Origin of the sequence: Variovorax brevis (assembly GCF_030317105.1) — a bacterium.
Lineage (GTDB): Bacteria > Pseudomonadota > Gammaproteobacteria > Burkholderiales > Burkholderiaceae_C > Variovorax > Variovorax brevis.
In genome coordinates, this window is the sequence record NZ_JASZYG010000003.1 from 56,432 (window position 1) to 71,878 (window position 15,447).

The window sequence follows — 15,447 nt, forward strand, 5'->3', positions numbered from 1 at the left end:
CGTGCTCATTCGATGGCAGCGGTCGAATGCAGTTGCTCGCGCAACACGAACTTCTGGATCTTGCCAGTGGAGGTCTTGGGCAACACACCGAAGATGACCTGCTTGGGAACCTTGAATCGCGCCATCTCCGAACGGCAATGCGCGATGATCTCTGCCTCCGTCACCGTTGCGCCCTCGCGCAGTTCGACGAAGGCCGCGGCCACCTCGCCCCACTTTTCATCCGGCTTGGCCACGACGGCGGCGGCGAGCACCGAGGCATGGCGGTACAGCACCTCCTCGACCTCGACGCTCGAAATGTTCTCGCCGCCGGAGATGATCACGTCCTTGCTGCGATCCTTGATCTTGACGTAGCCGTCGGACTGCGTCACGCCCAGGTCGCCGGTGTGGAACCAGCCGCCCGCAAACGCCTCCTCGGTTGCCTGCGCGTTCTTCAGGTAGCCCTTCATCACGAGGTTGCCGCGAAAGAAGATCTCGCCGATGGTCTCGCCGTCGGCCGGCACTGGCTCCATCGTGTCGGGGGTGAGCACGGCAATCGCCTCCTGCATCGGATAGGCCACGCCCTGGCGCGCGTTGAGGCGGGCGCGTTCGCCAACCGGCAGCGCAGCCCACTCCACTTGCTGGGCGCATACCGCCGCCGGGCCGTAGACCTCGGTCAGCCCGTAGACGTGAGTGATGGCGATCCCCATCTGCTCGCAGCCTTCGATGATGGCGGCGGGCGGCGCCGACCCCGCGATCAGTCCCTTGACAGCGTGACCGATCCCGGCGCGCTGCGCTTGCGGCGCATTGATCAGCATGCCGTAGACAATGGGCGCGCCACACAGGTGCGTGACCTTGTGCTCGCGGATCAGGTCGAAGACCACAGCGGGCTCGAACTTGCGCAGGCAGACGCTGGCGCCGGACTGCAACGCCAGGGTCCACGGGAAACACCAGCCGTTGCAATGGAACATTGGCAGCGTCCAGAGATAGACGGGGTGGCGCGGCATCTCCCAGGTCACGACGTTTGACACCGCATTGAGATAGGCGCCACGGTGATGCGTCACGACTCCCTTGGGATTGCCGGTGGTGCCGGAGGTGTAGTTCAAGGCGATGGCATTCCACTCGTCGGACGGCAGCTTCCAGCGAAAGTCCGGGTCGCCATGCGAAAGGAAGGACTCGTACGAAACATCGCCGAGACTCTTGCCGGCCGGGGCGTTCTCATCGTCGACCTCGATCACGAACGGCCGCCTGTCGCCAACCATTGCGAGAGCTTGCTCGATCACGCCGGCGAACTCGCGGTCAGTGAGCAGCACCCTGGCCTCGCCATGCTGGAGCATGAAGGCGATCGCCTCGGCATCGAGCCGTGTGTTGAGCGTGTTGAGCACGGCGCCCGTCATGGGCACGCCGAAGTGGGCCTCGAACATCGCCGGCACGTTGGGCAGCATCACCGCCACGGTGTCGCCGGCTCCAATGCCACGCTGCACCAGCGCGCTGGCCAGACGCCGACAACGTGCATACGTGTCGCGCCAGGTTTGCCGTCGCGCGCCATAGATCAACGCGACGCGCTCAGGGTAGACGCTGGCTGATCGCTCGATGAAACTCAAGGGCGACAAGGCCACGAAGTTGGCCTCGTTCTTGTCCAGGCCGAATTGGTAGGGGTGATTCGTTGTCAGGTCATCTCCGGGTCTTTGCTGGCTGCGGCTCCGCACGTACGGCGCCGCTCGCGTGGCCCTGCAGCCAGGATAGGCTGATCACCTCCGGTGGTCTGTGCGCTGGCACACGATGGGCAGGTATGGGTGCGTCAGCGTACAGGCCGACCCGCGCCTTGCGCGGAAGCCATGCCGCCCGTCTGATCCAGCTAGTGCGCCAGCACCATTGCGAAATAGCCAAAAACGGTGAGCAAGATTCCGGACACCGCATATGCCACGGGAAAGCCGATCCACGGCACCGAACTGCCAATCTCCTTCGCGGCCTCGCGTGCCGGCCCCGAGTGGCTACGTGCGCCGGCGACGCCGCCCATGAGGATGGCCGGGTTGATCTTGAACACGTGAAAGCCAACGGCCCAGACGATGAAGGGCGGAATCGTGCAGGCCACGAATCCCAGCAGGAAAATCTTGAGGGCTACGCCGCCGCTCAGCTGCGACAGCAGGTTTGCTCCCGCATTGACGCCGACGATGGCCACGAAAAATATCAGGCCCATGTCCTCCAGGATGTTGCGCGCGGCGTTGGGCGTGTTGCCGAAGAAGCGCACGCGCGACACCAGAGACGACACGATGATGCCCGATACCAGCAGGCCGCCCGCGTTGCCCAGCCCGACCGATGCGCCGAACGCAGGCACCTGGATGAGTCCGATCAGGAAGCCCAGGATCATGCCGAGCGACAGGGTGAGCAGGTCCGTCGCGGTACTGGGTCGCGCGGCCTTGCCCAGGATCGCCACGGCCTTGTCGATCGCGCTGCGCAGGCCGACCAGATGCAAGACGTCGAAACGCTGCAGGCGGGTTTCCAGACCAACGGGCAGCGGCGCACCGCCGCGGTCGATGCCGGTCAGCTGAACCTGGCCGGCGATTGCCGATGAACTGAATTCCCTGAGCACACGCCCGATCGCACTGCGATGGGTGACCACGATCTCAGCCTGGTCGAGCGGGATGTTCAATGCGCGTGCATCCGGCATCTCCGGCCCGATCAAACCCATGTGGTCGGTCAGTGCCGCGAGGCTGCCGCCCAATGCGATCACGTCTCCGCGCTGGAGCATCAGCGTTGGATCCGCACCGAGAAGTTGCTTGCCGCGCTCGATGTTCTCGATCTGGTATTGAGCGAAGCGTTCGCGAAACTGCGCGATGGTCTTGCCGAAGAACTCCGGATTGTCGAGCCGGTAGGCGCGCAGGTCGAATGGCCGGTAGCCGCTCAAACCGGCGTCATCCAGGTTCGGCACGCCGTGCGCCTGCTCATAGGTGTGCGCCGCCTCGCGCGCATCCACGTGCCACCAGCGCGGAAGATACTTGCAGATCAGGATGATGCCGACCGTGCCCCAGATGTAGGTGATGCCGTACGAAAGCGCAATCATCGCGGTCGCTGCGGCCTGCGAGGAGCCGGCCGGCACCGCAACGACGCCGGAGGTGATCGCCTGTTCGGCTGATCCGATCGCCGCCGACATGGTCTGGGAGCCCGCAAGGATGCCGCCCGCGGCGCCTACAGGCAAGTCAAGCAAGCGCGCTCCGATCACGACGATGCCCAGGCCCAGGAATGACGACAGGATGGCCAGGAAAGTGAACTTCAGGCCATCGCCGCTGAGGCTGTTGATGAAGGACGGCCCCACGCGCAAGCCGACGCCATACATGAAGAGGTAGTAGAAGAGACTCTTGGTGAAACTGTCCAGTTCGAAATGCTGCCCGTAGGCTGCGCCCCATGTCGCGATCGCACAGCCGATGACGATGGCCGATGCGACGGGACCGAGGCCATAGCCTTTCACGGTCCATCGGCCCGTCCAGACCGACAGGCCGACCACGAGGAACAGCAGGATGAACGGGTTCGCTTTGAGAAAGGCCAGGAATTCGACCATCGGGCGCCACGCAAAAGCTCAGTGAACCGGCAGTGCGCGCGGCACCGCATCGCCGATCGGCAAGAGCACCGGCGCCAGGGGAATGCCATCGGCTTGCGCGTCGCCCGTGGCGCCATGGCTGAAGGTCGGGCCTGCGCTCGAATGACGCACCGGGTTGGCCTTCAGATAGTCGACGCCGCGCCGCAGGTCTTCAAGCAGCAGCGCAATCAGGTCACGGCTGACGCCATGGCGAATCAGGACGCGCTGCACCACCACGTGTTGGCGGTCTGACGGCAAGGGATAGGACGCGATCTGCCATCCCCGGATGCGCACGCGTTCGGAAAGATCATAGAGCGTGAAGCCATGCTCCACGCCCTCCCTGAGCCGATAGCAGACCGCGGGCAGCCCGCCCTCTCCGTCGTACACCAGGTCGAACGACTCCATCTTGGCAATCGCCTGCGCAAGCCACTTTCCGGTGTCGACGCAGGCCTGCTGGATGCGCCGGTAACCGTCGCGTCCAAGTCGAAGGAAGTTGTAGTACTGCGCGATGATTTCGCCCCCGGGACGACTGAAGTTCAGCGCGAACGTCGCCATGTTGCCGCCCAGATAGTCCACGTAGAAGATCAGCTCTTGCGGAAGATCGGCCTTCGAGCGCCAGATCACCCAGCCCACGCCGAGCGGCGCCAATCCGTACTTGTGGCCCGATGCGTTGATGGACTTGACGCGTTCGATGCAGAAGTCCCATTCGATCTCCTGCTGGATGAACGGTGCCACGAAGCCGCCGCTCGCCGCATCGACGTGGATCGGAATGTCGAGTCCGAGATCGCGTTCCATTTCGTCGAGTGCCTGGGCGAGCGCGGCGACAGGCTCATAGATGCCGGTGAATGTGACTCCCAGCGTTGCGACCACGCCGATCGTGTTTTCGTCGCAGTATTGCCTCAGGTCGGCCGGCTCCAGCCCGAGCGCGTTGCCGCGCAATGGCACTTCGCGGATCTCGACATCGAAGTAGCGTGCGAACTTCTTCCAGCAGATCTGCACCGGCCCGCAAACGAAATTTGGCTTGTCGGTGGGCAGCCCGGCGGCTTCGCGAAGCTTCTTCCACCGCCACTTGAGCGCCAGGCCGCCGAGCATTGCAGCCTCGCTGGACCCCGTTGTCGAGCAGCCCAGCGTGTCCCACGACTTGGGGGCATGCCAGAGGTCGGCAATGATGTGCACGCAACGGTTTTCCAGCTCGGCCGTTTGCGGGTACTCGTCCTTGTCGATCATGTTCTTGTCAAGCGCCTCGGCCATGAGCTTCTGCACCTCGGGCTCCACCCAGGTCGTGCAGAAGGTCGCCAGGTTTTGCCGCGAATTGCCGTCGAGCAGCAACTCGTCACGAACAAGGTTGTAGGCGGCCGCGGCCGCGGTCGAGTGATCGGGCAGGCGGTACTTGGGCAAGCGCCGCTCTGAAGCGCCGCTGGTGTATACGTCCTCGATGGACTGATCGCGTGCTTCGATGGTTTGATGCAATGCCACGGCAGTGTCCGTTCTGGTTTGAATGCGGTCGGTGAGATCAGTGTGCGCCGGCCTGGTCATTCGCTCCGTGCGCTGGCGAACATTGCGCATGGGTCCAATTCCAGCCCCCAGGGCGCTGAGCGCCTGAGGCTCGTGCCGCTGGTTTCCTGTCGCTCGCCGGTGCCTCCAGCTTGTCGATGTGACTTCGTTGTCGATCTTGATCGGAAGCAGGGTGCAGCGAAGTCGCTCGAGCAGTTGGCAGGGCAGCTTCGACTCAAACCGCGTTGACGGGATGCTGGACTGGGTGCGATCGCAGATCGACGGTGTACAAGACCTGCGTGATGTCGTCCGGGTCGCGCTTGTGATCCAGGTGCAAGTGTTGCGCGAACTTGCGCATCAGGTTGTTGTCTTCCAGATCGCTCGAATGCATCTTCTCGATGCCGAGCCTTCTTGCGGCTTCGATCAGGTGTTGCATCAAGAGCGTTCCAAGGCCTTTTTCTTGCCACGCGTCGCTGACGACCACGGCGAACTCGCAATCATGGCCGTCCGCCTGCGCGCTGAACCGGGCGACGCCCACCTCGCGCTGCTGCGTGCCCTCGCCGACCACGGCCACATACGCCATGTCCGTCAACGGGTTGATCGCAGTGAGCTTTTCAAGAAGCTCCTCGCTGGGCGAGTTCAGGGTTTCCAGAAACCGGAAGCGCCGTGATTGCGGCGACAAGGCCTCGATGAACTTTCGTGCCATCTCGACGTCGTTGGTGTTGATGGGCCGGATCAGCACGCGATCGCCGCCACGCAGCATCTCGGTCCATGATTCGTTGGAAAGGTCGTTGGCAGCCCGGGTTGCTTTGCTGGCAACCGGGCCGGGGGATGTTGTTGCGCTGATCACGGTGTTTCCTTTGAAGCGGGTGTCAATGCGACAGGGGCGCATGACTAATCGTTCTGACCAGCAGGTCGATCGATGTGGATGCAACGCACTTGCGCAGGTCAATGTCTCATCACCGGGCGGGAACGACGACAACGGTGTCTCCGCCGGAGCCAGTGTTGCCCTTGGCGCCCGTGGCACCTGTACTGCCGCGGCTGCCAGCTGCGCCTGGCGCACCGGTGTCGCCGCTCGCGCCCGTCATGCCGGCCCGGCCTTGATCCCCCGTGTCACCCTGCGCACCGGTGTTGCCGGTGTTGCCTGTATTGCCAGTGTTTCCGGTTGCGCCCTTGGCACCCGTGTAGCCGGTGCTACCCGTGTTGCCCTGATTTCCCTGGGGACCCATGGGTCCGGTGCACGCGCCCAATGCGAACATCGCAACGAGAAGAGCTGAAGGCATTACGTATTTCATGAGGATTCCTTTGGTTTGGGAACGCAGTCCGGTGGACGCGTAGCGCACTTTCGGATGTTGCGTGCATCCCGTCTGTTCGGTGTCGCGCATAGCGCGTGTTCGCCAGCGAACAGAAGTGGCATCCCCATCAACTTCGGGAAAGCGTGGCGCAGGCCTGAGTCACTCGAGCGAGTGGCGCGGCAACCGGATGGTGAAAATGCAACCGGTTCCCGGCACGTCCAGCACAGTCAACGTGCCGAAGTCGGCCTCGATGCTCTTGCGCGCAATGGCAAGGCCCAGACCCAGGCCCGACTTGTCATGACTGTGCTGGCTGAAGGGCGCGAACATCTTGGTGGCGCTCCCCGGCGGCAGCCCTCCGCAGTGATCTTCGACGTCGATAAGGACGTGTTCGTCGATCTCATGGACCTTCAAGGTGACATCGGTGTTGGCGTGCGTGAACTTGAAGGCGTTCTGCAAAAGGTTTGCCAATGCAGCAAGCAGCAGGTCGCGATTTCCACGGATGGCCAGCAGCGGATTGACAGGCGCAACCTCCAGGACGCAACCTGCGGCGCGCGCAACGAGTTGCGCCGTGGTTTCCGAGTCCTTGATGAACGCCACGACGGAGAATGTTTGCCGCTGCTCGGGCAGGCCACTGTGCACCTCGGCGAGCGCCCGGGTGATCAAGGCGCCCAGCGCTGTCAGGCTGCGTTTCAGGACTGCCCCGGTGGCGCCGCTCACCGTCATGTTGCCCAGTTCGAGGGCGTGAATTGCGAGGGTTGCCGTACCCAACGCGTTTCGCAGTTCATGAACAAGGAATCCGAAACGCTCATTGGCATCAAGGCTCTGCTGACGCGCAATTTGCGTGTCGCGATGAAAACTGAACGCACTGACGGCGTCTGCAATGGCATTGTCCAGGCAACGGTTCAATGTTCGGAATTCGCCGATCGCAAACGGGGCCTCGCGTTCAAAAGCCAGGTCCGTGATCGCCTGGCAAAGGTCGCCATAGTCGTGAACGACCTGGTCCACCGTATAGCCCAGCTTCAACAGCGCCCTGCCATGGGCAGCAGCGCCCAGCCCCATCTCTGACAAGGCCAGCGAGTCCCCGCCTGAAGGCCCTGAGATCTTGATGCTGTCCGCGGGCTTGTCAGCCTCTTCCGCTGCAAGGGTCCTGATCAGTTGGTCGAGGAACAACGGAATGCCGCTTGCCAACTGTTGCTCAGTGACGGCGCGCCGGGGCCGCTGCGCAACCTTTGACTTGCACCGTGCAACGAGTTCCTCCCGATGTTCGGAGAGAAAGTTACGCATGCTTTGTTGGCCTCCTGGCGTTGGCCGGTTCGTTGACGAATGCAGCCCGCTCTTGCTTCAAGGGCGGATTGCTTCAACGTCGCATTCTTCGCGCAGAAGCAACAATTGTCTGTGCGGTGTCGCACATAAGCGCGGTGCCACAGGCAATTGACAACTTCGCTTCAAGACCCTTTGCGGCTGAAAGCTGACTTCGGCACCTTGCGCGATGCTCGACGGCGTACCCCGGAACTTGACCTGCAGTGGCAGGTGCCACTACTGACGCGAGACGATCTGAAGCGCCACTTCCTGATGGTGGCGAAACCCCATGCGTTCATAGATGCGGCGGGCATGGCTGTTGTCTTGCATGACATGGAGAAATGGAGTCTCGCCGCGCGCCAGTTCAAGACGAATGAGCTTCTCGACGAGGCGACGCGCGAGGCCTCGACCCTGAAAGTCCGGGTGCGTACAAACCCCGCTGATCTCCCGCAGGCCACGTGCGGCCATGCGTTCGCCGGCCATTGCAACCAGTCTCCCGGCCTCGAATACGCCAAGGTATTCGCCGAGTTCGATGGTTCTCTCGGCGAAAGGCCCAGGCTGGGTCACGGCGACCAACTCAAGAATTTGCGGCACATGGCTCGGCCCCAACCGGACGGCAAGCAATGCGCCATCGTCCGCGGGGATCACGGCGGCGTCCCAAAGCATTTGGTTCGCCGTCGTGCCGGCATCGATTTGCCATCCGGAGGGAACGCTACCGGACAACCCGCCGCAATAGAAGTGTTCGCCAGGTGCACAGAACTGTTCCAGGGCAGCAAAGTCGGGCGAAGCAGGGTTCGCGAAGGCAATGATTGGAGAGAAGCCTGGTGCGTACCGTCGGGCTCCGCCGGTGCCAAGCGAATACCTTGCGTGTGGTCCTGTGAGGCTGTGCCAGGGAATGTTGTCGAGAAGATGCATTGGCATGAGCGGGACTCTGTATTTGGCACAGGGGCTGACTTCCAGCCGCTTTCAGCCCGGCGGTCGAACTCGACGAAACCAGTCCCGGGAAAAAGCAGGCGAACGGCTGTTTCCCGCATCCATCCTGCCACAGCCGCGACTGGCCGCATCGAATGCGTTGCGCAGTCTGCCGGATCAAGCCCAAGTTCCTCAATACCTGCGGTGGTGCCTCATGGGTGCAATGCGAGCCCGCGCGCTGTGTCCACCAAGTGTGCTGCGAGCTTTGCAGACATTTCCAGCCGCTTGAACTCGCGCTCGCCCAGTTCAGGGCGACGCTCGAAGCTGAAGCAGCACAAAGTGCCGAAAAGCGTGCCGTCCTGCAGCTGGACGGGCGCCGCCATGTAGGAGCCGATGGGAATGGAGGTCACCGGTACATCGTGCGTGGCATGGAGCGCCGGCACGTCAGGCATGACACGCGGCAGGCGACCGTCCAGGATTCTTTGGCAGAAGCTTTCCGCACGTGGCTGCGCAGTGCCCTCCAGTGCACGGATGCCGGCATCTGCCTCAACGCGCACAAACACGTTGCGTTCGTCGACATACTGCGTGACGAAGACAACATCCATCTGGAGATGCTCGCGAACCAGTCGCAACATCTGGCTGAGCGTGGGATCGAGAAGCGGATCGCACTTTTCGGGCGTCGCGAGAAGCAGCCGTCCCATTGCGGCCTCGAAGTCACTCACCTGCCCTGCCTCGATGCGAAGTCAGCGCATGGCGAGCCGGACGCATGCCCTGCTTTCAATTCGAATCGTGATGAAGCGTTCCGGGAACGGTGTCGACGTTCCATCCAAGCGCACTGCCCGATGGCACGTCCGTCCATGGGCTACCGGTCCTTTGGTGTCCGGCCAGCGCTTCCCTTGCGGTCTGTCTCGCAGACTCGCGCGTTGGCAAGGGGCCTCGCGCATAGTCGACCACGTAGTTCGACATGCCCTCGCGGCCCAGATGAACGATCAACCAATAGAAGTGCCCGGGAATGGGTTCATCGACGATCACGTGCAGGTCTTGTGTCATGAAGCTGGCGAAGGGAAAGTGGTTGATATGCGAGTAGCTCGTCAAGCCGGCCCATGCCACTGCTGCGACGCGCAATGGTTGCTTGCAAGCTCCGCCTTCAGGCAGTCTAGTTGGCAAGGGCGACATGCTGCGGAGCCACTCGTCACAAGCGTGAATAGTTGGCAGTGACTCTGGTAAACCACAATGCAAATCGCAGGCCGTTGTCCACCAAAAGTTCGCTCATCTGCCTCGCTGCAGCCCAATGCGCAGGGGGCGATCCGTTGAGGCTAGCCTGCCAGGAACGATCGCGTGTTCTCAAGAAACTGGTTGAAGGCCGGTTCGGCCTCGAAGAACAGGTGGTTGCGCCCATCCAGCGCCTGGAAGCGCGCACCGGGGATGCCGGCTGCCATGCGGCGGCCGGCTTCGAAGGGGACGCGGGCGTCACCGCGCGCGTGCATCACCAGCGTCGGTACGCGCACCTGCGGCAACAGCGCGGTGACGTCGATGTTGCCGGCCGTCTCGAATATGCGCGCAGCGGTGTCCCCCGATACCGTGATGCGTTCCAGCTCGTTGAACCAGTCGGCCTGTTCCTTCGTGGCGTCAGGGATGAACTGCGAAGTGAAGAGTTGGCGGAAGGCGGCATTCTCCTTGCCCCAGCCCACGCGCATGAGCGTCAGCAGGGCGTCATCTTCTTCGCACTGCGCCGCGGTGCGGGTGCGCTTTTTCCAGCCCAGCGCAAAACCACCGTAGAGGATGAGATGCGACACGCGCTGCGGATGTCGAACCGCATAGGCGATCGCAATGGCACAGCCCTGGGAGACACCCAACAGAGCGAAGCGCTCGTTTCCGATGGCGTCGACCACGGTCTCCAGATCGCCGACAAGGGCCTCGAACGAAATCTCGTCGACCACGCGATCCGACAGCCCGTTGCCACGGGCGTCGTAGCGGGCCAGGCGATGGTCTTTCGCCAGTTCGCGATAGAGATGTCGCCAGATGGGGCTCTCCAGGTCGAATTCGAGGTGCGTCATCCAGTTGCCGGTCTTGAACAATGGCGGTCCCTGCCCGATCGTCGAGTAGGCGAGTTGAACGCCATCGGGCGCACTGCAGAAGTGGATCTCCTGTTTCAGTTCAACCGCGCTGGGGGCAGTCACTCCGGGTGCATGGCTGCGCTGCGCCGGCGCGATCGCAAAGACGTCCACCTGGTGGACGATGTTTTTCAGGGTACGCGGGCCGAGTGATTCGAAATTGGCCTTCAGCGTTCGATTCACCTGGTCAAAGACCTGGCGCGAAATGCAGATGCCGCCGGGCTCTGCAATGCCTTCGAGTCGGGCGGCCACATTGATGCCGTCGCCGTAGATGCGCGACTCGTCGTGGATCACGTCACCCAGGTTGATGCCCATCCGAAAGAGCATGCGTCGATGCGCGGGCACACTTTCATTCCGGATCGCCATCACGGTCTGAATCTCGACGGCACATTCGGTCGCGTTGATGACGCTCGGAAACTCGGCCAGGATCCCGTCACCGGCCGTATCGATGACGTGGCCGCCGTAGCGGTTCACCAATGGGAGCACAACGGACTGATGGCCCTTCAGCGCCTCGACCGTTGCTTCTTCGTCTTCGCCCATCAACCGGCTGTAGCCGGCGATGTCGGCTGCAAGGATTGCGGCAAGCCGACGCTTCATCGAAGGCTCGCCCCCACTCATCCTTGCGGTCGCTGCATGGTCGTCGTTCATGGCATCTGCGTTGACGGTGTCGAGAGGCCATATTACGCCGATGGAGGGCGCCCGGCGAGCCATCCTCGCCCGGCTCGGTATCGCCAGACCAGGTTGCCTTCGGGGTCTTGTCGGGGCTGTGCCGGATCTGCACGGGCGCGCGTGATTGAATGCGCTGACGCAAATCCCTGGAGCGAGCCGTGGCGACAACACATCCCGACGACGTGCTTTTCTTCATTCCGGACATCAGCGGTTTCACGAAGTTCGTGACCGAGACCGAAGTGAGCCATAGCCAGCACATCATCCAGGAGTTGCTCGAGTTGATCGTGGACGCCAACCAGCTCGGACTGGAAGTTTCCGAGTTCGAAGGCGATGCGGTGCTGTTCGTTCGTCCCGGCGCGCCGCCGTCGCTGGAAGAGCTTTTGGCGCAGGCACGGAAGATGTTCGTGGACTTCCATTCGCACATCAAGCGGATCGAGATCCTGCGCACCTGCACATGCGGCGCCTGCTCCACCGTCCATTGCCTTTCGCTCAAGTTCGTCGCGCATTTCGGGCCGGCCAGGACCATGCAGGTCAAGGGTCATTCGAAATTCATCGGCAAGAGCATCATCGTCGCGCACCGGCTGTTGAAGAATCAGGTGCCCGAGTCCGAGTACCTGCTGGTGAGCGAGGAGACGCTGAACCAACTGGCCGACGGCACCACGACGGCCGCGTCGTTCGAGTGCGGAAATTGCAGCTACGACGAGATCGGGGAGGTGGCGTATCGGCACCATTCGATGGCGCCGTATCTGGCCGAGGCGAAGGCCACTGTCCCCTGACCCCTGCGTGAAAGCGCTTCGCCACGCGTGTAGTCGGACGTGGGCCCGAGCGACGCTTCACTCGTATCTTGTGATCGATCCTGCCGGGCGCAACGTGAGCCGAGTGCGTGAGTACTGCCGCAGGTTCTTCAACGTTGGGCTGAAGGCGTCAGCGCCAGCCCAAAAAGGATGGCCAAGGGCAACGCCAGCGCCCACATGGACGCGCGCATGCAGGCAAAGGCGCCACAGAGCGCGCCGCATGCGAAGGCGATGAGTGGCCAAATCAACTTGCGAATCCTCTGGCGCAGTCCGGTATCCGTGGTGTCCCTGCGCAACAGCTCGACGAGGTCGAGCACCAGTTGGGTGGCGTTGCCTGTCATGACCGTCGTGGGCGCCAGATCGCTGTAGACAAGGCGGGCCGCCGCATTCTGCACGCCCATCGCTGCTGCACCCAGCACCCCGGTGGCGAGCACCCAGGGCGCACCCGCATCGACGATGGGCTGGGCACGCCAGCCGCACAGCATGCAAGCCGCAAGCAGCGCACCCTGCAGCAGCAGGAGAAGGCGATGCACAGGCCCTCCCCTGCGCTCGACGGACAGGGCCAGCAGGCGTGAAGCGGCGACCGCGGCAATGAAAGCCGCAAACGCCAGGAGCTTGATCAGCACGCTCTCCGTCGGCTGTGCCATCTCGCTGCCGATGAGCACGAAGTTACCCGTCACGTGCGCCGTGAACAGGCCGAAGAGCGCGACGAAGCCGACCGTGTCGACATAGCCAGCGGTGAAGCCAAGTGCGCTGCCCGTCACCAGGGTGCGGCTCATGACCGCTGCCGCTCCCGCTGCTGCTGCCGCGGCCGCAGGTCATGCCACGCCACGAGGACGAAGCCGCCGATCAGCCCGATGTGCTCGAAGAAGGAATTCGCCGCCATGAAACGCTCCGGAGGCGCCAGCTCCCAAAAGCGGTTGGCGACGAAGGTGGCGAACAGGGTGAAGCCGCCAAGCATCAGTGCGCCCGCCCATCGGTAGAGCCCGGTCAGGATGAGCAGCGATGCGCCGATCTCGACCCCGATGGTGAGCACGGCCAGCGGCGCGGCGGGCGCGACGCCGAAGTGCTGCATCTCCGCGATCGCGGCCGGGAAATCGAATGCTTTGTTCAAGCCGCCCTGCACGTACGCCGCGCACAGCGCGAGCAAGGCCAGCCACCGGAGCGTCACACCGCCCAGCATGCGCATCCCAGTGCTCCCCAGAAGGATTTCAGATCGGCCGTGGGCATCGAGCGGCTTGCGGCGGCGAGGTGGTCGTGTCCGTGAACTGCGCAGGCACTGCTGCATGCGCATGCGGCCATCGCTTGCCTGCGCATCGCAGCCTGCATCGGCGCACCCTTCTTCTCGCCCCAGGCGCCGTAGCCACCGAAGCGGCGCACCGGCGACCAGTCTGGCATCGGCGGCGGCGGCGTGCCTTCGTCCCAGGCGCTGAACTCGCCGGCGCCGTAGACCACCTTGCCGCCCACCACGGTGAGCAGCGCCGAGGTGTCGGCGATCTCGCTCTCCGCGCAGCCGAAGAAGTCCCGGTCCGGCACCGTCAGGTCCGCGAGCAGGCCTTCCTTGATCACGCCCTTTTGCCCGACCTCGTTGGAGAACCACGCGACCTTCTCGGTCCACATGCGCAGCGCCGTGTCGCGATCGATGCAGTTGCGCTGCGGCGTGAGCTGCAGGCCGCCCACGGTCTTGCCGGTGACGAGCCACGCCAGTGACACCCACGGGTTGTACGACGCCACGCGCGTGGCGTCGGTGCCTGCCGACACGTTGACGCCCCTGGCGATCATGCGCGCCACCGGTGGCGTGGCCTGCGCCGCGGGGGCGCCATAGCGCTCGACGAAGTACTCACCCTGGTAGGCCATGCGGTGCTGCACCGCCACGCCGCCGCCGAGTGCGGCGATGCGATCGATTGACTTCTCCGAGATGGTCTCGGCATGGTCGAAGAACCAGTTCAGGCCTGCGAGAGGAATGTCGCGGCTCACCTTCTCGAACACGTCCAGCGCGCGGGTGATGGTCTCGTCGTAGGTGGCATGCATGCGCCAGGGCCAGCGGTTCTGCGCGAGCACGCGCACCACCTCCTCCAGTTCGCCCTCCATCTCGGCCCCCATGTCGGGCCGGGGCTGGCGGAAGTCCTCGAAGTCAGCGGCCGAAAACACCAGCATCTCGCCGGCGCCGTTGTGGCGGAAGTAGTCGTCGCCCTGCTTGTACTTCGAGCCCGCGGTCCACTTGAGGAAGTCGTCCTTCTCCTGCTTCGGCTTCTGCGTGAACAGGTTGTAGGCGATGCGCACGGTGAGTTGTCCGGCCTCGGCAAGCTTCTGGACGACTTCATAGTCTTCGGGATAATTCTGGGAGCCGCCGCCGGCATCGATGGTGCTGGTGACGCCGAGCCGGTTCAACTCGCGCATGTAGTGGCGCGTCGAGTTGAGTTGGTACTCCAGCGGCAGCTTCGGGCCCTTGGACAGGGTCGCATAGAGGATGGCGGCGTTGGGCTTGGCCAGCAGCAGCCCGCTCGGGTTGCCGCTGGCATCGCGCACGATCTCGCCGCCAGGCGGCGCGGGCGTCTCCCGGGTGTAGCCGACGGCGCGCAGGGCGGCGGCGTTCAGCAGCGCACGGTCGTAGAGGTGGAGGATGAACACCGGCGTGTCCGGCGCCACCGCGTTGAGTTCCTCGATGGTCGGCAGGCGCCGCTCCTCGAACTGGCGCTCGGTGAAACCGCCCACCACGCGCACCCATTGGGGCGGCGGTGTCACGGCCACCTGTCGCTTGAGCATGCCCATCGCATCGGCGAGGCTGCGCACACCGTCCCAGCGCAGTTCCATGTTGAAGTTCAGGCCGCCACGGATGATGTGCGTGTGGTTGTCGCAAAGGCCGGGCAACACGCGGCGGCCCTTGAGATCGATGACGGTGGTACCCGGTCCAGCGAGGGAAAGGACGTCCTCGTCGTCACCCACGCGCAGGAAACGGGAGTCCTTGACGGCGACCGCACGGGCCACCGGATTCGCACGGTCCAGGGTCGTGAACACGCCGTTGTGCAGGATGAGGTCGGGAACGGCAGATTCAGCCATGACGGGTTTCTCCGGCGGACTTGCGAGAGGGCAGTTGAACCAGCGTCTGCGGCTTGGCCTGACGCTGCGTCGACGCGCTTGCCTTGTTGACTTTCGACACCTGCTTGACCAGCGGCGGTATCTGTTCGCCAAGCAGGATGCCAAGCAGGCCGACCAGCGCGATGACCGGCGGCGCTGGCGAGCGGACGTCGAGCAGCGCGTAGATGACGCCGACCAGCAATCCGGCGGCGAGCGAGACGATGTAGGTTTTCATGAGG

At 63.6% G+C, this 15,447-nt stretch carries 15 protein-coding genes; 1 reads left to right on the top strand and 14 read right to left on the bottom strand.

Features of this window, described 5'->3' with window-relative positions; translation table 11 throughout:
• Nucleotides 1–5: 5 nt before the first annotated feature.
• The 10 genes from QTI66_RS09075 to QTI66_RS09120 all read right to left on the bottom strand — a co-directional run bounded on the left by QTI66_RS09075 (nt 6) and on the right by QTI66_RS09120 (nt 11,378).
• Nucleotides 6–1,685, bottom strand: coding sequence for an acyl-CoA synthetase (locus tag QTI66_RS09075; RefSeq protein WP_444814974.1), 1,680 nt, complete (start codon nt 1,683–1,685; stop codon nt 6–8).
• Nucleotides 1,686–1,834: 149 nt separating this feature from the next.
• Nucleotides 1,835–3,535 carry an aspartate:alanine exchanger family transporter gene (locus tag QTI66_RS09080; protein WP_286559138.1) on the bottom strand — a complete coding sequence of 567 codons (1,701 nt, stop codon included), beginning with the start codon at nt 3,533–3,535 and terminating at the stop codon, nt 1,835–1,837.
• An 18-nt stretch (nt 3,536–3,553) separates the two neighbouring features.
• Nucleotides 3,554–5,029, bottom strand: a complete 1,476-nt coding sequence (gene gad / locus QTI66_RS09085; protein ID WP_286559139.1) for a glutamate decarboxylase — start codon at nt 5,027–5,029, stop codon at nt 3,554–3,556.
• A gap of 253 nt (nt 5,030–5,282) precedes the next feature.
• On the bottom strand, nt 5,283–5,897 hold the full coding sequence (locus QTI66_RS09090; protein WP_286559140.1) for a GNAT family N-acetyltransferase: 615 nt from the start codon (nt 5,895–5,897) through the stop codon (nt 5,283–5,285).
• Nucleotides 5,898–6,006: 109 nt separating this feature from the next.
• Nucleotides 6,007–6,342, bottom strand: a complete 336-nt coding sequence (locus QTI66_RS09095) for a collagen-like protein (protein ID WP_286559141.1) — start codon at nt 6,340–6,342, stop codon at nt 6,007–6,009.
• 159 nt (nt 6,343–6,501) lie between these two features.
• Nucleotides 6,502–7,626, bottom strand: a complete 1,125-nt coding sequence (locus QTI66_RS09100; RefSeq protein WP_286559143.1) for a sensor histidine kinase — start codon at nt 7,624–7,626, stop codon at nt 6,502–6,504.
• A gap of 252 nt (nt 7,627–7,878) precedes the next feature.
• Nucleotides 7,879–8,562, bottom strand: coding sequence for a GNAT family N-acetyltransferase (locus tag QTI66_RS09105; protein WP_286559144.1), 684 nt, complete (start codon nt 8,560–8,562; stop codon nt 7,879–7,881).
• Nucleotides 8,563–8,765: 203 nt separating this feature from the next.
• Nucleotides 8,766–9,254 carry a GAF domain-containing protein gene (locus QTI66_RS09110; RefSeq protein WP_286559146.1) on the bottom strand — a complete coding sequence of 163 codons (489 nt, stop codon included), beginning with the start codon at nt 9,252–9,254 and terminating at the stop codon, nt 8,766–8,768.
• Between the two features lie 76 nt (nt 9,255–9,330).
• Complete coding sequence (locus QTI66_RS09115) at nt 9,331–9,648, bottom strand: hypothetical protein (protein WP_286559148.1); 318 nt, start codon at nt 9,646–9,648, stop codon at nt 9,331–9,333.
• A 221-nt stretch (nt 9,649–9,869) separates the two neighbouring features.
• Entirely contained in the window at nt 9,870–11,378 is a 1,509-nt protein-coding gene (locus tag QTI66_RS09120) for an alpha/beta fold hydrolase (protein ID WP_286559149.1), read from the bottom strand.
• Between the two features lie 116 nt (nt 11,379–11,494).
• Between QTI66_RS09120 and QTI66_RS09125 the strand changes: the two genes are divergently transcribed.
• A complete protein-coding gene (locus QTI66_RS09125; RefSeq protein WP_286559150.1) occupies nt 11,495–12,112 on the top strand; it encodes a DUF2652 domain-containing protein in 618 nt (205 codons plus the stop codon).
• A 128-nt stretch (nt 12,113–12,240) separates the two neighbouring features.
• Here the strand turns inward: QTI66_RS09125 and QTI66_RS09130 are convergent, their stop codons facing one another.
• The 4 genes from QTI66_RS09130 to QTI66_RS09145 are packed head-to-tail and all read right to left on the bottom strand — an operon-like array spanning nt 12,241 to nt 15,443.
• On the bottom strand, nt 12,241–12,909 hold the full coding sequence (locus QTI66_RS09130; RefSeq protein WP_286559152.1) for a YoaK family protein: 669 nt from the start codon (nt 12,907–12,909) through the stop codon (nt 12,241–12,243).
• On the bottom strand, nt 12,906–13,319 hold the full coding sequence (locus QTI66_RS09135) for a DoxX family protein (protein ID WP_286559153.1): 414 nt from the start codon (nt 13,317–13,319) through the stop codon (nt 12,906–12,908). Before QTI66_RS09135 ends, QTI66_RS09130 begins: the two co-directional genes overlap by 4 nt.
• A complete protein-coding gene (locus QTI66_RS09140) occupies nt 13,298–15,190 on the bottom strand; it encodes an amidohydrolase (protein ID WP_286559155.1) in 1,893 nt (630 codons plus the stop codon). Before QTI66_RS09140 ends, QTI66_RS09135 begins: the two co-directional genes overlap by 22 nt.
• Complete coding sequence (locus QTI66_RS09145; RefSeq protein WP_286559157.1) at nt 15,183–15,443, bottom strand: DUF1427 family protein; 261 nt, start codon at nt 15,441–15,443, stop codon at nt 15,183–15,185. The genes QTI66_RS09140 and QTI66_RS09145 overlap by 8 nt, the downstream gene beginning before the upstream one ends.
• Nucleotides 15,444–15,447: the final 4 nt, after the last annotated feature.